The 19,700-nt window shown below is 64.2% G+C and carries 21 protein-coding genes and 1 pseudogene; 15 read left to right on the top strand and 7 right to left on the bottom strand.

What is annotated here, in order from left to right:
- Positions 1–22: 22 nt before the first annotated feature.
- Complete coding sequence (locus ACOXXX_RS00735; RefSeq protein ID WP_422824622.1) at positions 23–1,006, bottom strand: DUF808 domain-containing protein; 984 nt, start codon at positions 1,004–1,006, stop codon at positions 23–25.
- 29 nt (positions 1,007–1,035) lie between these two features.
- Positions 1,036–1,422, bottom strand: coding sequence for a DoxX family protein (locus ACOXXX_RS00730; protein WP_422824621.1), 387 nt, complete (start codon positions 1,420–1,422; stop codon positions 1,036–1,038).
- 167 nt (positions 1,423–1,589) lie between these two features.
- Between ACOXXX_RS00730 and gap (ACOXXX_RS00725) the strand changes: the two genes are divergently transcribed.
- The 5 genes from gap (ACOXXX_RS00725) (at position 1,590) to gap (ACOXXX_RS00705) (ending at position 4,700) form a co-directional block, all read left to right on the top strand.
- A complete protein-coding gene (gene gap / locus ACOXXX_RS00725; RefSeq protein ID WP_422824620.1) occupies positions 1,590–2,600 on the top strand; it encodes a type I glyceraldehyde-3-phosphate dehydrogenase in 1,011 nt (336 codons plus the stop codon).
- A 134-nt stretch (positions 2,601–2,734) separates the two neighbouring features.
- On the top strand, positions 2,735–2,983 hold the full coding sequence (locus tag ACOXXX_RS00720) for a PepSY domain-containing protein (RefSeq protein WP_422824619.1): 249 nt from the start codon (positions 2,735–2,737) through the stop codon (positions 2,981–2,983).
- A gap of 84 nt (positions 2,984–3,067) precedes the next feature.
- Positions 3,068–3,382, top strand: a complete 315-nt coding sequence (locus ACOXXX_RS00715) for a helix-turn-helix transcriptional regulator (protein ID WP_422824618.1) — start codon at positions 3,068–3,070, stop codon at positions 3,380–3,382.
- Positions 3,383–3,444: 62 nt separating this feature from the next.
- On the top strand, positions 3,445–3,588 hold the full coding sequence (locus ACOXXX_RS00710) for a hypothetical protein (protein WP_422824617.1): 144 nt from the start codon (positions 3,445–3,447) through the stop codon (positions 3,586–3,588).
- Positions 3,589–3,695: 107 nt separating this feature from the next.
- Positions 3,696–4,700 carry a type I glyceraldehyde-3-phosphate dehydrogenase gene (gene gap, locus ACOXXX_RS00705; RefSeq protein ID WP_422824616.1) on the top strand — a complete coding sequence of 335 codons (1,005 nt, stop codon included), beginning with the start codon at positions 3,696–3,698 and terminating at the stop codon, positions 4,698–4,700.
- 392 nt (positions 4,701–5,092) lie between these two features.
- On the opposite strand, the gene ACOXXX_RS00700 is transcribed toward gap (ACOXXX_RS00705), so the two are convergent.
- The gene (locus ACOXXX_RS00700; protein WP_422824615.1) at positions 5,093–5,335 is read right to left on the bottom strand and encodes a hypothetical protein; all 243 of its coding nucleotides are present in this window, start codon (positions 5,333–5,335) and stop codon (positions 5,093–5,095) included.
- 169 nt (positions 5,336–5,504) lie between these two features.
- Here ACOXXX_RS00700 and ACOXXX_RS00695 point away from each other — a divergent pair, with 169 nt between their 5' ends.
- On the top strand, positions 5,505–5,657 hold the full coding sequence (locus ACOXXX_RS00695) for a hypothetical protein (RefSeq protein ID WP_422824614.1): 153 nt from the start codon (positions 5,505–5,507) through the stop codon (positions 5,655–5,657).
- Positions 5,658–5,740: 83 nt separating this feature from the next.
- Positions 5,741–5,908 (top strand): hypothetical protein, encoded by a 168-nt coding sequence (locus tag ACOXXX_RS00690; RefSeq protein WP_422824613.1) that lies wholly within the window; start codon positions 5,741–5,743, stop codon positions 5,906–5,908.
- On the opposite strand, the gene coaD is transcribed toward ACOXXX_RS00690, so the two are convergent.
- The 3 genes from coaD to ACOXXX_RS00675 all read right to left on the bottom strand — a co-directional run bounded on the left by coaD (position 5,905) and on the right by ACOXXX_RS00675 (position 7,944).
- Entirely contained in the window at positions 5,905–6,396 is a 492-nt protein-coding gene (gene coaD, locus ACOXXX_RS00685; RefSeq protein WP_422824612.1) for a pantetheine-phosphate adenylyltransferase, read from the bottom strand. The genes ACOXXX_RS00690 and coaD overlap by 4 nt on opposite strands.
- A 156-nt stretch (positions 6,397–6,552) precedes the next feature.
- Complete coding sequence (locus ACOXXX_RS00680; RefSeq protein WP_422824943.1) at positions 6,553–6,987, bottom strand: CBS domain-containing protein; 435 nt, start codon at positions 6,985–6,987, stop codon at positions 6,553–6,555.
- Between the two features lie 60 nt (positions 6,988–7,047).
- Positions 7,048–7,944, bottom strand: coding sequence for a LysR family transcriptional regulator (locus ACOXXX_RS00675; RefSeq protein ID WP_422824611.1), 897 nt, complete (start codon positions 7,942–7,944; stop codon positions 7,048–7,050).
- A gap of 96 nt (positions 7,945–8,040) precedes the next feature.
- On the opposite strand from ACOXXX_RS00675, the gene ACOXXX_RS00670 reads away from it, so the two are divergent.
- From ACOXXX_RS00670 to ACOXXX_RS00635, 8 genes and pseudogenes are all read left to right on the top strand, one after another.
- Positions 8,041–9,540: a CoA-acylating methylmalonate-semialdehyde dehydrogenase gene (locus tag ACOXXX_RS00670; RefSeq protein ID WP_422824610.1), complete on the top strand. Its 1,500-nt coding sequence runs from the start codon at positions 8,041–8,043 to the stop codon at positions 9,538–9,540.
- A gap of 190 nt (positions 9,541–9,730) precedes the next feature.
- Positions 9,731–10,846 carry a hypothetical protein gene (locus tag ACOXXX_RS00665; RefSeq protein ID WP_422824609.1) on the top strand — a complete coding sequence of 372 codons (1,116 nt, stop codon included), beginning with the start codon at positions 9,731–9,733 and terminating at the stop codon, positions 10,844–10,846.
- Between the two features lie 66 nt (positions 10,847–10,912).
- Entirely contained in the window at positions 10,913–12,040 is a 1,128-nt protein-coding gene (locus ACOXXX_RS00660; RefSeq protein ID WP_422824608.1) for a carboxylate-amine ligase, read from the top strand.
- Between the two features lie 89 nt (positions 12,041–12,129).
- On the top strand, positions 12,130–13,272 hold the full coding sequence (locus ACOXXX_RS00655) for an acyl-CoA dehydrogenase family protein (RefSeq protein ID WP_422824607.1): 1,143 nt from the start codon (positions 12,130–12,132) through the stop codon (positions 13,270–13,272).
- Between the two features lie 42 nt (positions 13,273–13,314).
- Positions 13,315–14,268 (top strand): annotated as a pseudogene (locus ACOXXX_RS00650) (enoyl-CoA hydratase/isomerase family protein); the annotation flags it as partial.
- Between the two features lie 93 nt (positions 14,269–14,361).
- Positions 14,362–15,234, top strand: coding sequence for a 3-hydroxyisobutyrate dehydrogenase (gene mmsB / locus ACOXXX_RS00645; protein WP_422824942.1), 873 nt, complete (start codon positions 14,362–14,364; stop codon positions 15,232–15,234).
- Between the two features lie 73 nt (positions 15,235–15,307).
- Entirely contained in the window at positions 15,308–15,508 is a 201-nt protein-coding gene (locus tag ACOXXX_RS00640; RefSeq protein ID WP_422824606.1) for a YgaP family membrane protein, read from the top strand.
- Between the two features lie 112 nt (positions 15,509–15,620).
- Positions 15,621–16,697: a hypothetical protein gene (locus ACOXXX_RS00635; RefSeq protein WP_422824605.1), complete on the top strand. Its 1,077-nt coding sequence runs from the start codon at positions 15,621–15,623 to the stop codon at positions 16,695–16,697.
- A 45-nt stretch (positions 16,698–16,742) separates the two neighbouring features.
- Here the strand turns inward: ACOXXX_RS00635 and uvrA are convergent, their stop codons facing one another.
- Entirely contained in the window at positions 16,743–19,625 is a 2,883-nt protein-coding gene (gene uvrA, locus ACOXXX_RS00630) for an excinuclease ABC subunit UvrA (RefSeq protein ID WP_422824604.1), read from the bottom strand.
- Between the last annotated feature and the right edge of the window lie 75 nt (positions 19,626–19,700).

Below are 19,700 nucleotides of genomic sequence, written 5' to 3'. Positions count from 1 at the left end.
GGGCCGCGTCCTGCGGCTTTGCTTAGTGGGCAGAGCCCTTGTTGCCGCCAAAGACCGCGCCCCAGACGGGCGCGATGACCTTGGTCCCCAGCGGGATCAGCAAGAGCCCAAGCAGCAGCCCCAGCACGCCGTCCATCGCAGCGGTCGCGGTCCATTCCACGGCGCCCTTCAGATCCGGTCCCACGCCTTCGGCCACCCAGACGGCCATGTCATGAATGAACTCTTCCGGCAGGTGCCAGCCAAGCTGCCCCAGCCCGTGCACGATGATCGACCCGCCGACCCACAGCATCGCGGCGGTGCCCACGACAGTCAGCGTCTTCATCACATAGGGCATGCCCTTGACGATCAGGCGGCCCAGACTGCGGGTCACACCCAGCCTGCCCCCTTGCGCCATCAGCAGACCCAGATCGTCCATCTTCACGATCAGCGCCACCGATCCGTAGACCGCAATCGTGATCATCACACCGACAGCGGCCAGCGTCGCCGCCTCCATCCAGAACGTGCTTTCCGGTATCGCGGCCAGTGCGATGGTCATGATCTCGGCCGACAGAATGAAATCGGTCTTGATCGCCCCCTTGACCCGTTCCTCTTCCAGATGCAGCGGGTCCTTGATGCTGTGGCTGCCGTCCGGCCCGCCGTCATGATCGCCCTTCGACGTCAACGCATGGGCGATCTTTTCCGCCCCCTCGAAACACAGGTACGCCCCGCCCAGCATCAGCAGCGGCGGGATCATCCAGGGCGCAAAGGCCGACAGGGCCAATCCGATGGGCAGCAGGAACACCAGCTTGTTGATCAGCGACCCGCGCGCGATACGCCAGACGATGGGCAGTTCGCGGGCGGGCTGAAACCCCTGGAGGTATTTCGGCGTCACGGCCGCGTCGTCGATGACCGCGCCTGCCGCCTTCGATCCCGCCTTGACCGCCTGCCCCATGACATCATCGACTGACGCCGCCGCCACCTTGGCGATTGCCGCCACATCGTCCAGAAGTGCCAATAGTCCGCTCATGCCTGCCTCATCTCGTTACCTGCGCCGGTTCACAGCTTGCGCTGCCGCGTCACTACATAGCGCCCCGCCCCCGCCACGGCCAGCGCAAGGCATCCGCCCGCGATGGCCCAGTTCTTGACGAAGATGCTCATTTGCCAGGGATCGGAGGGGATGAGGTGGAAAAAGCTCGTGGCCGCGCAATAGCCCGCCAAGGCAAAGGCCACGGGCCGCACCGCGACCCCGATAAGCAGCGCCAGCGCCGCAAGTGCATTGAATACGAGCGCGGGCCAGACCAGCACCTGCGGCAGGCCGAGACCCGCCAAAAGCCCTTGCGCGGCCCCCGGATCGACCGCCTTTTGCACAGCGCCCGCCACGAAAAGTGCTGCGATCAGAGCTCGCGCGATCAGCAGCGCGGTATCGTCGATTCTGGTCGTCATGCTGCCACCTTGCCTGTTAGCGCCACCCCTTGAAAAAGGTTAGCGCCATCATGCCGCGCACCCAAGGTTTATCGCTAACATATTGTCAAATAATGACTTTTTTCCTTTGCAGATGCAGCATGCCCCCGTATACCAGCTTTGATTGCGACAAGCAGAGGACAGCGCAGATGACCGTCACCATAGGTATCAACGGATTCGGGCGGATCGGCCGCTGCACCCTGGCACATATCGCCGAAAGCGCCCGCAACGACGTGCAGGTCGTCAAGATCAACGCCACCGGCCCGCTGGAAACCTCGGCCCATCTGCTGCGCTACGATTCGATCCACGGGCGGTTCGGCGGCGAGGTTCGGATCAAGGACGATACGATGGATCTGGGCCGCGGCCCGATGCAGATGTTTTCGACCTACGATCCGGCGGAGCTTGATTGGTCGGGCTGCGACGTGGTGCTGGAGTGCACGGGGAAATTCAACGACGGCGAAAAGGCTGGTGTGCACATCGAGCGTGGTGCGAAAAAGGTGCTGATCTCGGCGCCTGCCCGCAATGTCGCGCGCACCGTGGTCTACGGCGTCAACCACCGCGACCTGCTGCCCGAGGATGGCATCGTGTCGAACGGGTCGTGCACCACCAACTGCCTCGCGCCGCTGGCCAAGGTGCTCGACGCCGCCATCGGCATCGAATCGGGCATCATGACCACGATCCACAGCTACACCGGCGACCAGCCGACGCTGGACCGGCGGCACGACGATCTGTACCGCGCGCGCTCGGCGGCGATGGCGATGATCCCCACCTCGACCGGCGCGGCCAAGGCCCTGGGCGAGGTACTGCCGAACCTGCGCGGCAAGCTTGACGGCACCGCGCTGCGGGTGCCCACGCCCAACGTGTCGGCCGTGGACCTGACGTTCGAGGCGGGGCGCGATGTCACCGCAGACGACGTCAACGACGTGGTGCGCGAGGCCGCGATGGGCCGCATGGGCACGGTGCTGGCCTATGATCCCGAACCCAAGGTGTCGATCGACTTCAACCACACCACGGCCAGTTCGATCTTTGCCCCCGACCAGACCAAGGTGGTGGGGAAGCGGCTGGTACGGGTGTTGGCCTGGTACGACAACGAATGGGGCTTTTCGGCGCGCATGGCCGATGTCGCCGCGGCGATGGGGCGGCTTTCGCAGTCGGCCTGAGCGCGACTGAACCAAAGTTGCAAAGGCCGCGATTGCCCCTTCAGGCCAATGGCGCGGCGGATACGGACGCATCACGTCTCTGGCATCGGACCGGCGCATTCTGCCCGGCCGCAGCCTGAAAATTGGAGACTGACATGACCCGCATCATCGCCCTGGCCCTTGCCCTGACCGCGCCCGCCATGGTTCTCGCGTCCAGCGACACCCCGATGGATCCCGCGCGGATGGACCAGATCCGCACCAAACTGACCGCCGACGGCTACGAGGTCCGCAAGATCGACGTCGAGGATGGCGAGATCGAGGTCTACGCGATGAAAGACGGCGCGCGGCTCGAACTCTACCTCGATGCCGACCTCAACGTCGTGCGCGCCAAGACAGACGACTGATCCCGGGCCGGCGCGGGTCCGGCCCGCCCGGCTCTGTCGCTGATTTCCGCCGTCGCCTTTGAAACCCGCTATCTGCGCAGGCTCTTGCAGCGCACGGCGCATCTGCAGGAACAGCTGGGCCTTGCCGCCGGGGCGTTCAACGAGATCGTCGAGGCGCGGTTTCGCGACTGGGGGCTGACCCCGTCCGAGCAGGACGTGGCGCTCTTTACGCTCAAGGGCTGCGCGATCCCCGAAATCGCGACCCTGCGCGGCAGCGCCGAAGGCACGGTCAAGAGCCACCTGAACGGCATCTACCGAAAGGCCGGCGTGACCGGGCGCGGCGCCTTCCTGAGCCTGTTCATCGAGGACCTGATGGCCGAAACCCCCGCGGCGCTGGGAGCAAACCCAGAAGAGGCGTGACAGCCGCCTGCCACTCTGGCATCACTTCGGCATCCGCGGATCGAGAGGGTGCAACGCGCGCCATGACGAATTTCATTGCTGTCGTGATGGGTGTGGTGCTGGTGACGGCGCTTGGCATCGACTACGCGATTTTCGGCTCTGAACACCTGCTTTTTCTGGGAAAGAAGTTTTTTGTCCTGCTCGACTGGGTGGCGTTCTGGCGTTGAGCTTGACCTGCGGCCCGGTGCGGGCCAGCTTGACTCGTGTACGCCGATTTGGTTGTTAGCGGTAACAGACGCGACGACCCACGCAGATACCGAAGGGAAGACATCTCATGACCACCAAGGTTGCCATCAACGGTTTTGGCCGCATCGGCCGTAACGTCCTGCGCGCCATCATCGAATCCGGCCGCACCGATATCGAGGTCGTGGCCATCAACGATCTGGGCCCGGTCGAAACCAACGCCCACCTGCTGCAGTACGACAGCGTGCATGGCCGGTTCCCGGCCCCTGTCACGACCACCGACGACACCATCGATGTCGGCCGCGGCCCGATGAAGGTCACCGCGCTGCGCGACCCGGCCGACCTGCCATGGTCGGATGTGGATGTGGTGATGGAATGCACCGGCATCTTCACCAGCAAGGAAAAGTGCCAGGCGCATCTGAAAAACGGCGCCAGCCGGGTGCTGATCTCGGCCCCGGGCACAGATGCCGACAAGACCATCGTGTACGGCGTCAACCACGACACGCTGACCTCGGACGACGTGATCGTGTCGAACGCGTCCTGCACGACGAACTGCCTGTCGCCGGTTGCCAAGGTGCTGAACGACACGATCGGCATCACCCGCGGGTTCATGACCACGATCCACAGCTACACCGGCGATCAGCCGACGCTGGACACGATGCACAAGGACCTCTACCGCGCCCGCGCTGCGGCGCTGAACATGATCCCGACCTCGACTGGTGCCGCCAAGGCGGTGGGTCTGGTTCTGCCGGAGCTTGCGGGCAAGCTTGACGGTGTGGCGATCCGGGTGCCCACGCCCAACGTGTCTGTCGTCGACCTGACCTTCGAGGCGTCGCGCGACACCTCGGTCGAGGAAATCAACGAGGCGATCCATACCGCCGCGGCCTCCGGTCCGCTCAAGGGCATCCTGGGCGTCACCGACCACAAGCTGGTGAGCATGGATTTCAATCACGATGCGCATTCGTCGATCTTTGCCACTGACCAGACCAAGGTGATGGACGGCACGATGTGCCGGATCCTCAGCTGGTATGACAACGAATGGGGCTTTTCCAACCGCATGGCCGACACCGCCATCGCGATGGGCAAGCTGATCTGACAGCACGGGCCCGCCCCGGGACGCGAGCCCTTGGCAAATGTGTTGCCGTGCTGGGCTCGCGGCAATGCAGTGCACTGAAAACGCCCTCGCAGATTGCTGCGAGGGCGTTTTTCATATCCGCATCGCAGGACGACGCAAACGTTCGTTCTGTTCATCCGGCACGGCCTCAAGGCCGCCCATGGCGGCCCCCGTGCCAGCGCCGGACTGGCCCCATGGACCGACGCTGGCACGGCTGATCGACTGTCCGACAAGGCCTCGAAGCGGATATCGCCCGTTGAGAGTCTGTGGTCGACATCAAGCCAACAACAACGCATGAGATAAAGCCTGCGCCCTGACCGTTGCGGGCTTTTCCGTTCCCGGCACAAACCGCCGCGTCTGGTCCGGTGCACCCGCTATTCAGCGATGCCGGTAATCGCCGCCCGTGCCGCGGCATAGCCCTGGACCGCCGGTGGCAGGGTCGTCTGCGCGACCTGCGGTGGCGCGCCGAGCGGTGCGGCAAGCGGCGCCGTCTGCGCCCCCTGCCGCCGCCCGGGCGCGGTCTGCGAAACGGTCAGCCCCGAATTTTCCGGGGCGGCGGGGCGTGCCGGCATTTTGCCGGGGCCCGCCATCACGGGGCGATAGGTAACACCCGTCATCAGGATTCTCCTGTCTTGGACGCGGCCACATTTACGCCCCTTCCCTTAACAATCCCTGAAAAGAGGCCTGCATAAAATGCATGGCGGCCTTGGCGCTGTGTCAGTTGTGCTGCGGCGCAGCATGGTTAGGTTACCGCTAACCGAAGCGAACAGGTGAAAGGAAAAGATGATGACCCTGTTTTCTGAACTCAAACGCCGCTTTCGCCAACGCGCCGCCTATCGCGCGCGTCTGGCCGAGGTGATGAACGTGGCGGCCGACATCGGCCTGACCGAAGATCAGGCCCGCGCCGCCGCGCGTCAGGATATCTACGGCGCGGCCTGAACGGACCGCCCCACACGACACACACCGCCGACATCGGCAAACACAGAAACCTGGCGCATCGCGTCAGACGAAAGGACAAGACCATGAACTTTGCATTCAACACCCTGCGCGACCGCATCCACAAGAACGCCGCCTACCACCGCACGCTCAGCGAACTCAACGCCCTGCCGCTGGAGATCAAGCTCGACCTCGACATCGCCGGGATCGAGGACAAGGTCGCGCGCCGCGCGGTCTATGGTCGCGCGGTCTAACCGAACTTCTTCATCAGTGCCTGGCGCACCGGGGGTGTCACGAACTTGCTGACATCCCCGCCCAGCCGGGCGATTTCCTTGACCAGTTTCGACGCGATCGCCTGGTGCCGTGCCTCCGCCATCAGGAACACCGTCTCGACGCTGTCATCAAGCGCCCGGTTCATCCCGACCATCTGATATTCATATTCGAAATCCGCGACGGCCCGCAGGCCGCGCACGATCAGCTGTGCCTTGACGTCGCGCGCGCAGTCGATCAGCAGGTTGTCGAACGGATGCGCTACGATCTCGGTGCCGGTCTGTTCTGACAGGCTCTGGCATTCCGCTTCGATCATCTCGACCCGTTCCTCCAGCTCGAACAGCGGACCCTTGTCGCGGTTGATCGCGACGCCGATCACCAGCCGGTCGACCAGCACGGTCGCGCGCCGGATAATGTCGATATGACCGTGAGTGATGGGATCGAAGGTGCCGGGATATAGGCCGATGCGCATGTGCTGCCCCCTGTCGTCTCTTCAGGCGCGGCGGTCGGGCCGGACCGGGTGTTCAGGCACCCGCGCGCAGTTGGTTTTCGGCACGCAACAATATTGCGCCCAGCAATGCAAGGGCGAATGACCGACAAATGTGCCGTGGGCCGGGATCAATCGGGGCTAAAAGCCCATGATCATGCCTTCGAGCGCGCTTTTCTCCATCGACAGCTCGCTCAGCCGCGCCTTGACCACGTCCCCGATGGTGATCAGCCCCACCAGCTTGCCATCCTCGACCACCGGCATGTGGCGGAACCGCCCGTCGGTCATGCGCTGCAGCACGCTGTCGGCCTCTTCCTCGCGGGTGCAGGTTTCCAGCTTGGTGGTCATGTAGCTGTCTACGTCGGCCTCGAGGCAGGCGGCCCCTTCGGCCGCAAGATGCTTGACGATGTCGCGTTCGGACAGGATGCCATCGGCGGTGGACCCGTCGCCGGAAATCACCACGGTCCCGATGCGTCGCTCGGCCAGGATCTTGGCCGCGTCGGCAACGCTGGTGCCCGGCTTGACCGTATAGACAGCGTTGTCGGCCTTGCTTTTGAGGATAACGTGGACTTGCATCATAAAACCTCCGGCGATCAATGCGTTGGGGATCAGGGTCCACCCAAGCCATGGTCGATGTCAAGCAAGACCTTCCAATCGAGCCACTTCGCGCCGCAAACCCTCGGCCAGGGCGGCGGCAAACCGGTTCATCCGCTCCAGCCGTCTGTCGTCGGAATGCCGCACAAGGTAGAAGGCGCGCTTGAGGTGGATTTCGTCGCGAAGCACCGTCACCATGTCGGGCGCGCTCGACAGCGCAAAATCGTGCACGATGCCCAGGCCCGCGCCCTGCCGGAGCCACTGGAACTGCACGACCACGGAATTCGACGCCAGATCGACCCGGGTCACGCCAAGGTCGGCGAGGTAGTCGAGCTCCTTGTCGAACACCATGTCGGGAATGTAGCCAACGGTCTGATGCGCGCGCAGATCCGCCAGCCCGGTGATCGGCGGATGCCGGTCCAGATAGGAGCGGCTCGCGGCCAGATGCAGGTGGTAGTCGGTGATCTTCTGCACCGACAGCCGCCCTGCGGTGGGCGGGCTGACGGCGATGGCCATGTCGGCCTCGCGCTTGGACAGGTTCACCACCCTTGGCAAGGCGACGATCTGCACCTCGAGGGCGGGATTGTCGCGGGCGATGGCGGCGCAGACCTGCGGCAGCAGGAAGTTCGCGCAGCCATCCGGCGCGCCTATGCGGATCTGGCCCGACAGCCCCTCGCTCACACCCGCGACCGCCTCGTTCGCGGCCTGCATCGCCTGTTCCGCCGCTTCCGCATGGCGCAGCATGCGCGCCCCCGCCTCGGTCAGCGCATAGCCTTGCGGCGACTTGGCAAAGAGCGGCGTGCCCAGCGTCTGTTCCAGCCGCGCCACCCGGCGACCCACGGTCGCGGGGTCCATGCGCAGCACACGGCCCGCCGCCGACAGGCTTTCACCGCGCGCGACAGACAGGAAAATCCGCATGTCATCCCAACTCTGAGCCATGGTCACTCCCGCAATTTTGCAAAACCTTTTTGAGAACTTGCCGCTGTATCCGGCAAATTTGCAAGGCTAGACTGCGCCCAAAGAAGGAGGACACCCATGCAGGAACTGACACATTATATCGACGGCGCGCATATCAAAGGCGGCTCGGGCCGCTTTGCCGACGTCATGAACCCCGCCACCGGCGAGGTGCAGGCCCGCGTGCCGCTGGCCAGCACCGATGAATTGAACGACGCCGTCGCCCGCGCCGCCGAGGCGCAAAAGGCTTGGGGCGCCACCAACCCGCAGCGCCGCGCCCGGGTGATGATGAAATTCGGCGCGCTGATCAACGAGCATATGGACGAACTGGCCGAGCTGGTCAGCCGCGAACATGGCAAGACCCTGCCCGACGGGCGCGGCGACGTGCAGCGCGGGCTGGAATTCGTTGAGGTCTGCATGGGCGCGCCGCATATGCTCAAGGGTGAATTCACCGACGATGGCGGTCCCGGCATCGATCTTTATTCCATGCGCCAGCCGCTGGGTGTGGTCGCGGGCATCACGCCCTTCAACTTCCCCGCGATGATTCCGCTGTGGAAGCTTGCGGGCGCCATCGTTTGCGGCAACGCGATGATCCTGAAACCGTCGGAACGCTGCCCCTCCACCGCGCTGCGCCTGGCGGAATTGATCAAGGAGGCCGGTCTGCCAGACGGCGTGCTGCAGGTCGTCAACGGCGACAAGGAAGTGGTGGATGCCATCCTCGACAACGACACGATCCAGGCGGTGGCCTTTGTCGGATCGACCCCGATCGCGCAGTATATCTATGGCCGTGCCGCCAACAACGGCAAGCGCGCGCAGTGCTTCGGCGGGGCCAAGAACCACATGATCATCATGCCCGATGCCGATCTGGACAAGGCCGCCGACGCGCTGGTTGGTGCGGGCTATGGTGCCGCGGGCGAACGCTGCATGGCGATTTCCGTGGCCGTGCCGGTGGGCGAAGACACCGCCGACAAGCTCATCGAAAAGCTGGTGCCGCGGGTCGAAAAGCTGAAGGTCGGCCCCTACACCGCCGGAGAGGACGTGGATTACGGCCCCGTCATCACCGCGCAGGCCAAGGAACGGATCGAACGGCTTATCACCTCGGGTGTCGACCAGGGCGCCGAACTGGTCATCGACGGGCGCGACTTTTCGCTGCAAGGTTATGAAAGCGGGTACTTTGTCGGTCCGTCGCTCTTTGACCGCGCGACCCCGGACATGGACATCTACAAGGAAGAAATCTTTGGCCCGGTCCTGACCCAGGTGCGTACAGGCAGCTACGAAGAGGCGCTGAAGCTGACCATGGACAACCCCTATGGCAACGGCACCGCGATCTACACCGCCGATGGCGACACCGCGCGGGACTTTGCCCACCGGGTCAACGTCGGCATGGTCGGCATCAACTTCCCGATCCCGGTGCCGCTGTCCTACCACACCTTCGGCGGCTGGAAGAAATCGGCCTTTGGCGATCTCAACCAATACGGCCCTGACGCCTTCCGCTTCTACACCAAGACCAAGACCGTCACGGCGCGCTGGTTCTCGGGCATCAAGGACGGCGGCGAATTCAGCTTCAAGGCGATGGACTGACCCTTTCGCGGGGCATCCCTGTTCTCGCCATCTGAAGGCCCCGGCGTTCGCGCGCCGGGGCCTTTGTTTTGGCGCGGCGCGGGCGGGACCATCAGGGCGCGAATCTTGCGAATAATTTTCACGTTCCGATTGCCGAGCCTCCGAACTGCGGTAGGATGCCCCCATTCATTTCCGCAAATCAGGACATTCCATGACCCTCTCCATTGCCAACCTTGCCCGCCTCGTTCCCCTGCAGGGGGTCTGCTATTCCCCCGCCCCGTCAGACGATACTCCGGCCCCGCCGCAGAAATACTTCGACACGGATTTCACCAATTCCTGCTTTCCGCTGATCTGGGGCGCCGGGCCGGAGGGTAGCGTGACCGGGCGCAACGATCTGGCCACCATTTCGGGCACCGGTGCCAACCTGCTGCATCTTTATGACTGGAGCGTTCCGCCCGCCCCCGGCGCCAGCCCGGGCCAGTACGAGCGCAGCCACACCAGCTTTCTGCAAGCAGCGGATGCGGCCGGACTGCGGGTCATCGTGCCTGTATCGAACTACTTTCTGGGCGAGCTGGCCAGCGGCGACACCGCCACGGTCAAAACGCAGATGACCGCCATGGTGACCGAGGTGTATGACGGCGGCACGACTCCGATGGCGGCTGCGGGCCTTTGGGGCATCGCCAACGAATTCGACCTGGCCGGGAATTTCTCTGCCACGACGGTTGCGCAGGCCATGGCGCTGCTGGTCGAGATCGAGGCCGATCTGGGCATTCCGGCCGAGAATGTCCTGCCGATCTGCGCGCCGGTGTCCTTTGCCGCAACGGGCGGCCTGCCCCCCGCCATATCGGCGATGCAGGACCTCAAGGCCGCCATCGACGACAACGGCGAACTCAGCTCGGATTTCTGGTCGACCCGCATCGTCGGGGCGCTCAACAGCTTCAACGACGGGGATTTCCTTGCCAGCTACATCGCGGACACCTTCCCGACGTATTTTCCCGACACGCCGTTCTTTTTCAGCGAAATGGGCATCAACCTTGGCGCGGTCCCGGACGAAGACGCGCAGGCCACCTGGGTTGCGGCGCAGCTGGCCAAAACCGTTCCCTCGGGCCAATTCCTGGGCCGCTGCGTGTTTCAGTTCCTGGATCAGACCGCGATGAAGACCGGGACAGAGGCGACGTTCGGCATGACGAAATTCGACAACACCACCCCGCCGCCCACCGGCACCATCCCCGCAGATTACGTGCCCGGCGGCGGAGAGACCTATCCGGTCGACGCTCTGGCGCAAAAGCCGCTCTTCGCGACCGTGAAGGAAGCCTACTCCGGCTGAGCGGCACCGCTTGCCACCGGCGCGCGCATCGGATTGACTGGTACCGCGCGCTGAGGGGGGCAAGCCATGAAAGAACCGCCGTTTTCCATCGGGATCGAAGAGGAATACCTGCTCGTCGATCGCGACAGCCTGGCCCTGGCCGAAGCGCCAGAAGGCCTGATGGAGTCCTGCGCGTCGGAGCTTGAGGATCAGGTCAGCCCGGAATTCCTGCAATGCCAGATCGAGATCGGCACCAAGGTCTGCGCAGATATCGGCGAGGCCCGCGAGGATCTGCGCCGCCTGCGCGCCACGGTGTCGAAACACGCCGCATACTACAACCTGTCGCCGATCGCCGCCTCGTGCCATCCGCTGGCCGACTGGAAGACGCAAACCCACACCGACAAGGACCGCTACAACACGTTGGAACGGGATCTTGGCGGCGTGGTGCGACGCATGTTGATCTGCGGCTGCCACGTGCATGTGGGGCTTGAGGATAACTGGCTGCGCACCGACCTCATGCGGCAACTGTCGTATTTCCTGCCGCATCTGCTGGCGCTCTCGACCTCTTCGCCGTTCTGGCAGGGGCGCGACACGCAGCTGGCGTCATACCGGATTTCCGTCTTCGACAACCTGCCCCGTACCGGCCTGCCGCCGCAGTTCGAAAACTGGGAGGATTTCGACCGCTCCGTGCAGATCCTCGTGGACATGGGCGTGATCGAGGACAGCTCGAAAATCTGGTGGGACCTGCGCCCGTCAGCGGCCTATCCGACGCTCGAGACGCGGATCATGGATGTGAGCCCGCGGATGGAGCATACGCTGACGCTGGCGGCACTCAACCAGTGCCTCTTGCGGATGCTCTGGCGGCTGCGCGCGAAAAACCAGCGATGGCGCATCTATGATCGCTTTCTTGTCGGGGAAAACCGCTGGCGCGCGCAGCGCTACGGCGTGACCGAGGGATTGATCGACTTTGGCCGCCACGCCATCGTGCCCTTCGCCGAACTGGTGGAGGAACTGATCGAGGTGATCGAAGAGGATGCCGGAATCCTGCGCTGCCAGACCGAGGTCGAGCGCGCGCGAGAGATCGTGGCCAACGGCACCTCCGCCACCCGTCAGCGCGCGGTGGCAGCGAAGGCAAAGGACAGCGGCGCAGACCACGAAGGCCAGATGCGCGGCGTGGTGAGCCACCTGATCGACGAATTCCATGCCGATCTCTAGCCGTGACCACGCCCCCTTGATCCCCGGCACCGGGCCTGCAACAACCGGAATGAAACGCTTGTTCAATTAACGCTGATCACGAGGCCGCCATGGATTTCGCCCTATCCGAGGAACAGACCGCCATTTTCGACATGGCCCACGATTTCGGCCAGGATCACATCGCGCCCTTCGCCCGGCAGTGGGAGGCCGAAGGCACCATCCCGCGCGACCTTTGGCCAAAGCTGGCCGAGCTGGGGTTTGGCGGGCTTTACGTGTCCGAGGATGCAGGCGGATCGGGGCTCAGCCGCCTTGATGCGACGCTGGTGTTCGAGGCGCTGAGCATGGCCTGCCCGTCGGTCGCGGCGTTTCTGAGCATCCACAACATGTGCGCCCGGATGATCGACAGCTTTGCCAGCGACGAGATGAAGTCCCGCGTCCTGCCAGACGCGCTGAGCATGAAGACCGTGCTCAGCTACTGCCTGACCGAACCCGGGTCCGGCTCGGACGCCGCAGCGCTGAAAACCCGCGCCACCCGCACGAACGAAGGCTACACGCTCAATGGCGCCAAGGCCTTCATTTCCGGCGGCGGCTATTCCGACACCTACGTGGTGATGGTGCGCACCGGTGAGGACGGGCCGCGCGGAATCTCGACCGTACTGGTCGAGGATGGCACGCCGGGGCTGAGCTTTGGCGGGCTCGAGGACAAGATGGGCTGGCGCAGCCAACCCACCCGGCAGGTGCAGTTCGACGATTGCGCCATCCCCGCCGACGCGCTTCTGGGAGAGGAAGGCCAGGGGTTCCGCTATGCCATGGCCGGGCTCGACGGCGGCCGGCTCAACATCGCGGCCTGTTCGCTGGGGGCGGCGCAATCCGGCCTCGATGCCACGCTCGCATACATGGCCGACCGGCAAGCCTTCGGCAAATCCATCGACCAGTTCCAGGCACTGCAGTTCCGCCTTGCGGATATGGAGATCGAGATGCAGGCGGCGCGCACTTTCTTGCGCCAGGCGGCCTGGAAGCTCGACACAGGCGCGCCCGATGCGACGAAATTCTGCGCCATGGCCAAGAAATTCGTGACGGAAACCGGGTCGAAGGTGGTTGATCAGTGCCTGCAATTGCACGGCGGCTATGGCTATCTGGCCGACTACGGCATCGAAAAGCTGGTGCGCGATCTGCGGGTGCACCAGATCCTCGAAGGCACGAACGAGATCATGCGCCTGATCGTCGCCCGGCAGATGCTGGCCCGTGGCTGACCTCGCCCCCGTTCCCTGCCCCTGTTCAAAGCGATCACAGCCATGACCGACATCCACATCCGCACCGAAGGCCACGCGGGCCGCATCACGCTCAATCGGCCCAAGGCGCTCAACGCGCTGACCTACAAGATGTGCCTCGCGATCGAAGACGCGCTGCTGGCCTGGCGGCGCGATCCGCAGGTCGCGCTGGTGCTAATCGACGCCGCCGGGGACAAGGCATTTTGCGCAGGCGGTGATATCGCCGAGCTTTATGCCACGGGCCGCGCGGGCGATTTCGCATTCGGTCAGACCTTCTGGCGCGATGAATACCGGCTGAACGCGCTGATCGCGGAATACCCCAAACCGGTGGTGAGCTTTATGCAGGGCTTTACCATGGGCGGCGGGGTCGGCATCGGCTGCCACGGGTCGCACCGGATCGTCGGTGACAGCAGCCGCATCGCGATGCCGGAATGCGGCATCGGGCTGGTGCCGGACGTGGGCGGGTCGTACCTGCTGGCGCGGGCACCCGGGCGGCTGGGGGAATACCTGGGCCTGACCACGGCGCGGATGGGCCCGGGCGACGCGCTGCTGGTGGGCTTTGCCGATCACTATCTGCCCGAGGCAGAGTGGGACACGCTCAAGACCGCGCTGATCGACAGCGGCGACGCCGAGGCCGTCGCCAAGGCCGCCCACCCCGCGCCGGAGGCCGCGCTTGGCCCGAAACAGGCGCAGATCGACGCGCTGTTCGCGGGTGAACGGCTGGCCGACATCATGAACCTGCTGCGGGCCGAGGATACGGCCTTTGCCACCGAAACACGCGACCGGATGACCGCCAACTCCCCTCTGTCCATGGCCTGCGCGCTGGAAATCCTGCACCGTCTGCGCCAAGGCACACCGACGATCCGCAAGGCATTGAAGTTGGAGTATCGCTTTACCCACCGCGCGATGGAGCATGGCGACCTGCTCGAAGGGATCCGGGCCGCGATCATCGACAAGGACCGAAGCCCGAACTGGTCGCATCAGCCCGACAGCGTGCCCGCGGCGACCATGTCGCAGATGCTCAGGCCCGTGCGCGAGGTGCGGCTGGTGTTTCACGAAAAGGAGACGGCTATGAAGATCGGATTTATCGGGCTGGGCAACATGGGTGGCCCCATGGCCGCCAACCTTGCCCGCGCCGGGCACGACGTGCGCGGCTTTGACACCGCGAGCGTCATCATCGACGGCGTGCAGCCGGTCAATTCCGCGACCGAGGCGGCGGAAGGCGCGGATGTGGTCATCACCATGCTGCCCAACGGCGACATCCTGCGCAAGGTCGCGCGCGAGGTGATCCCGGCGATGAGCGAAGGCGCGGTATTCCTGGATTGTTCGACCGTCGATGTCGACAGCGCCCGCGCGGTGGCCGAGGATGCGCAGAATGCCGGTCTGCTGCCGCTGGATGCACCGGTGTCGGGCGGCATCGGCGGCGCGGCGGCCGGCACGCTGACCTTCATGGTCGGCGGACCCGAGGAAGGCTTCAAGAAAGCCGCAGACCTTTTTGATATCATGGGGCAAAAATCCGTTCATTGCGGCCCGTCGGGCAACGGTCAGGCGGCCAAGATCTGCAACAACATGATCCTGGGCGTCACGATGATCGCCACCTGCGAGGCCTTCGCCCTGGCCGACAAGCTCGGCCTGTCGCGCGAGGCGATGTTCGACGTGGTCAGCACCTCTTCGGGCTATTCGTGGTCGATGAACGCCTATTGTCCCGCCCCCGGGGTCGGCCCGCAATCGCCCGCCGACAACGGCTACAAACCCGGCTTTGCCGCGGAACTGATGCTCAAGGACCTTGGCCTGTCCCAGCAGGCCGCCGAAGCCGCGGATGCAGACACGCCCATGGGGGCTGCCGCGCTGGCGCTGTATCGGCAGTTCGTCGAGGACGAGGACGGCAAGGGAAGCGATTTCAGTGCCATGCTGCCCCGGTTCGAAAAACGTAACCGGAGTTGATCCAGATCATATTCGAAACATGACATGTTTCTTATCTGAGGGGCGATAGCGACCTTCGAGAAAGGACAGACGGATGTTTGCAAAGAATATGGGACAGACCGACCGGATCGTGCGCACAGTGGTGGGGGTGATCGCCCTTATCCTGTTTTTCACGATGGCCAGCGGCCTGAAATGGCTGGCGCTGGTGGTCGGGATCGTGATGCTGGCCACCGCTGCCATGGGATCCTGCCCGCCTTACCAGCTTTTGGGCATCAACACCTGCCGCCGAGACTGATCCCGCATCGGCTCCGTATCGGCAAAGACCCGCGTAGTCCTGCCTCCCGTGTGCAACGCATCGCGCCCTTCCGGCGTTAAAAGGCAACTGACACGGACAAAGGACCACGCCCATGAACCGCTTTCTCACGGTTGCCGCGCTGTGCATGAGCACAGCCGCCATCCCTGCCTTTGCCGCGCCTGTGACCGCCCTCGATACCCCGGCGATGTCGCAATTTACAGGCCAGGCAGAGCTGCTGCTTATCAAGAACGACAAGGCCAACAAGGGTAAAAAGCCAAAGAAATTGTTGAAGAAGGGCGGCAAAGGCGCTGAAAAGCGCGGGAAATCCGATGCACCCGGCCAAAATCGTGCGGCTGCCCCCAAGGCCGCAAAGCCGGACAACAACGGCAAGGGCAATGGCCAGGCCGCCGCAAAGCCAACGCAAGCCGCCCCCGCGAAGAGCCAGACGGCGAACGCCCCCGCCGGGCAGATTGACCCCACCGATCCGCAGCGCACCCGGGTCGAGCAGGCCCGTGCCGCATTGCTGGACAGCCTCGACACTGCCCGCGCCCCCGAGGGCCGGGACATGGCGCCCCTTGTCGGCGTCGCGACGCTGGGGCTGCTCGGCAGCGACGTGGTCGTCGGCGATCTGCCCGAGGACGAGCTGCTGACCTATCGCAACTGCCCGCCGGGTCTGGCCAAGAAGGATCCGCCCTGCGTGCCGCCGGGTCTGGCGAAGAAAGGCGTCAGCTATGACGAGTGGACGGGCTATGACAGCGACGACTACGACGCGCTTCTTGAGGAGCGACGCCGCGTCTACTACGGCGACAGCGACTGGGAACGCGACACCTTCCCCGACGACACGGCCTTTCTGCTGCGCTCGGACGATATTGCGCGACTTTACGGTCTGGACCCGGCGCCTGAGGGGCAGCGCTATGCCCTGATCGACGGATTGCCGGTGCTGCTGGACGCCGCCGATTATGGCACCCTGGCGCGGATCAACGACCTGGCGCGCGTGCCCGATACAGAGGACAGCCTTCTCGTTTCCCCGACCGCGGCCCTTGGCCAGGAAGAGCTGCGCCGACTCTACCGCCTGCCCGAGGCTGGTGATGGGTACAACTACGCTGTTCTGAACGGCGATGTGGTGCGGCTCGACAACGACAGCTATGAACTGCTGCAACTGATCCGCGTCACGCGCGCGATCCTGTGACCCGCGTTCCCGCCGCCCCGGCCCACGGGGCGGCGGGCCGCTTGGTTATTCTGCCGCGACCTTGCGCGCCGCCAGCATCGGCTTGAGATACCGCCCGGTGTGGCTGGCCTCGATCTCGGCCACCTCTTCCGGGGTGCCCTCGGCCACGATCTCCCCGCCTCCATCGCCGCCTTCGGGGCCAATGTCGATGAGATGGTCGGCGGTCTTGATCACATCGAGGTTGTGTTCGATCACCACCACGGAATTGCCCTGATCGACCAGTTCGTGCAGCACTTCCAAGAGCTTGCGCACATCCTCGAAATGCAAACCGGTGGTCGGCTCGTCCAGGATATAGAGCGTCCGCCCCGTTGACCGCTTGGCCAGTTCCTTCGACAGCTTCACACGCTGCGCCTCACCTCCCGAAAGCGTCGTCGCCTGCTGTCCCACCTTGATGTAGCCAAGGCCCACACGCACCAGGGCATCCATCTTTTCGCGGATGCTGGGCACCGCCTTAAAGAACTCCTGCGCATCCTCAACGGTCATGTCCAGCACGTCGGCAATGCTCTTGCCCTTGAACTTGATCTCCAGCGTCTCGCGGTTATAGCGCGCGCCCTTGCAGGTCTCGCAGGTGACATAGACATCGGGCAGGAAGTGCATTTCAATCTTGATGACACCGTCGCCCTGGCAGGCCTCGCAGCGCCCGCCCTTGACGTTGAAGGAAAAGCGCCCCGGCTTGTAGCCGCGCGCCTTGGCCTCGGGCAGACCCGCGAACCAGTCGCGGATCGGGGTAAAGGCGCCGGTGTAAGTAGCTGGATTTGAACGCGGAGTCCGTCCGATAGGACGCTGGTCGATGTCGATGACCTTGTCCAGATGCTCCAGCCCCTTGATCGTCTCGCAGGGCGCCGGCGTCTGGCGCGCACCGTTGAGCGCCATGGACGCGGCCTTGAACAGGGTCTCGATGGTCAGGGTCGACTTGCCCCCGCCCGACACGCCGGTGACGCAGACGAACTTGCCCAGCGGGAAGTCGGCGCTGACGTTCTTGAGGTTGTTGCCCGTCGCCTTGACCACGCGCAGTTTTTTCTTGTTGCCCTTGCGCCGGGTGGCGGGCACCGCGATTTCACGGGTGCCGGCCAGATATTGCCCGGTGACGGAATTCCCGTCCGCGATGATTTCCGCAGGGGTCCCCTTTGACACCACCTGCCCGCCGTGCACCCCCGCGCCCGGGCCAATGTCAAAGACGTAATCCGCCTCGCGGATCGCCTCTTCGTCGTGTTCGACGACGATCACCGTGTTGCCCTGATCGCGCAGGTTCTTGAGCGTGCCAAGCAGCCGGTCATTGTCGCGCTGGTGCAGGCCGATGCTGGGCTCGTCGAGCACATACAGCACGCCCGTCAGCCCCGACCCGATCTGCGAGGCCAGCCGGATGCGCTGCGATTCCCCGCCCGACAGCGTGCCCGCGTTGCGCGACAGCGTGAGGTACTGCAGGCCGACGTTGTTCAGAAATCCAAGCCGTTCGCGAATTTCCTTGAGGATTGCACGCGCGATTTCGTTCTTCTGCTGGGTCAGCGCGGCGGGCACGGTTTCGCACCAGTCGAACGCCTCCTGAATCGACATCTGCACCACCTGGCCCACGTGCAGTCGATCCTCGGCCTTGCCCTTGGCGGGTCCGATCTTGACCGCAAGCGCCTCGGGCCGCAGGCGATAGCCGTCGCAGGTGCCGCAGGGGCGGTTGTTCTGGTAACGCTCGAATTCCTCGCGGATCCAGCTTGAATCGGTTTCGCGGTAGCGCCGTTCCATGTTGGGAATGACGCCTTCGAAACTGCGCGTGACCTGATAGACCCGCCCGCCCTCGTCATAGCGGAACGGAATTTCTTCGTCCCCCGACCCGTACAGGAACACCTGCTGCACATGCGCGGGCAGGTCCTTCCACTTGGTCGAGGGGTTGAATTCGTAATGCTTGGCGATGGCCTGGATCGTCTGGGTGAAATAGGGTGATTTGCCCTTGCGCCAGGGCGCCAAGGCCCCATCCCCGATCTTCAGGTTTTGATCCGGCACCACCAGCCGTTCGTCAAAGAACAACTCGACGCCAAGACCGTCGCAGGACGGGCAGGCCCCGAAGGGCGCGTTGAAGGAAAACAGCCGCGGCTCGATCTCGGGAATGGTGAAGCCGCTGACCGGACAGGCGAAATTCTCGGAAAACGTCACGCGCTCCGGCTCGCCCTCCTTCGGGGCGGTCTCAAGAATCGCGATGCCGTCGGCCAGGTCCAGCGCGGTGCGGAAACTGTCGGCAAGCCGCGTTTCAAGCCCGTCCTTCACGACAAGCCGGTCCACAACCACGTCGATGTCGTGGCGGAATTTCTTGTCCAGCGTCGGCGGTTCGTCCAGTTCGTAGAAGGCCCCATCGACCTTGACCCGCTGGAACCCCTGTTTGCGCAGTTCGAGAAATTCCTTGCGGTATTCGCCCTTGCGGTCGCGCACGATGGGGGCCAGCAGGTAGGCGCGCGTGCCCTCCTCCATGTCCATGACCCGGTCGACCATGTCCTGTACCTGCTGCGCCTCGATGGGCTGGCCGGTGGCGGGGCTGTAGGGCGTGCCGACCCGCGCGAACAGCAGGCGCATGTAGTCGTAAATCTCGGTCACCGTGCCAACGGTCGAGCGCGGGTTCTTCGACGTGGTCTTCTGCTCGATGGAAATCGCCGGGCTGAGGCCGGAAATGTGATCCACATCCGGCTTTTCCATCATGTCGAGAAACTGCCGCGCATAGGCAGACAGCGATTCCACATAGCGACGCTGGCCTTCCGCATAGATCGTGTCAAATGCCAGCGACGACTTGCCCGATCCGGAAAGTCCGGTGATCACAACCAGTTGGTCGCGCGGAATATCCACGTCGATGTTCTTGAGGTTGTGTTCGCGCGCGCCGCGCACCTCGATATGCTTGAGCTCGGCCATGGGGTCCCTCGTGTGCAACGGTTAAGACATAGTTTAGGACAGCCGCTTCGCCAATACGAAATGGCGAACAAAAGC

Origin of the sequence: Thalassococcus sp. BH17M4-6 (genome assembly GCF_049323015.1) — a bacterium.
In the GTDB taxonomy this organism is placed as follows: Bacteria; Pseudomonadota; Alphaproteobacteria; order Rhodobacterales; family Rhodobacteraceae; genus Puniceibacterium.
Note: the sequence above shows the minus strand (reverse complement) of the source record. Positions and strands in the feature narration are given on the sequence as shown.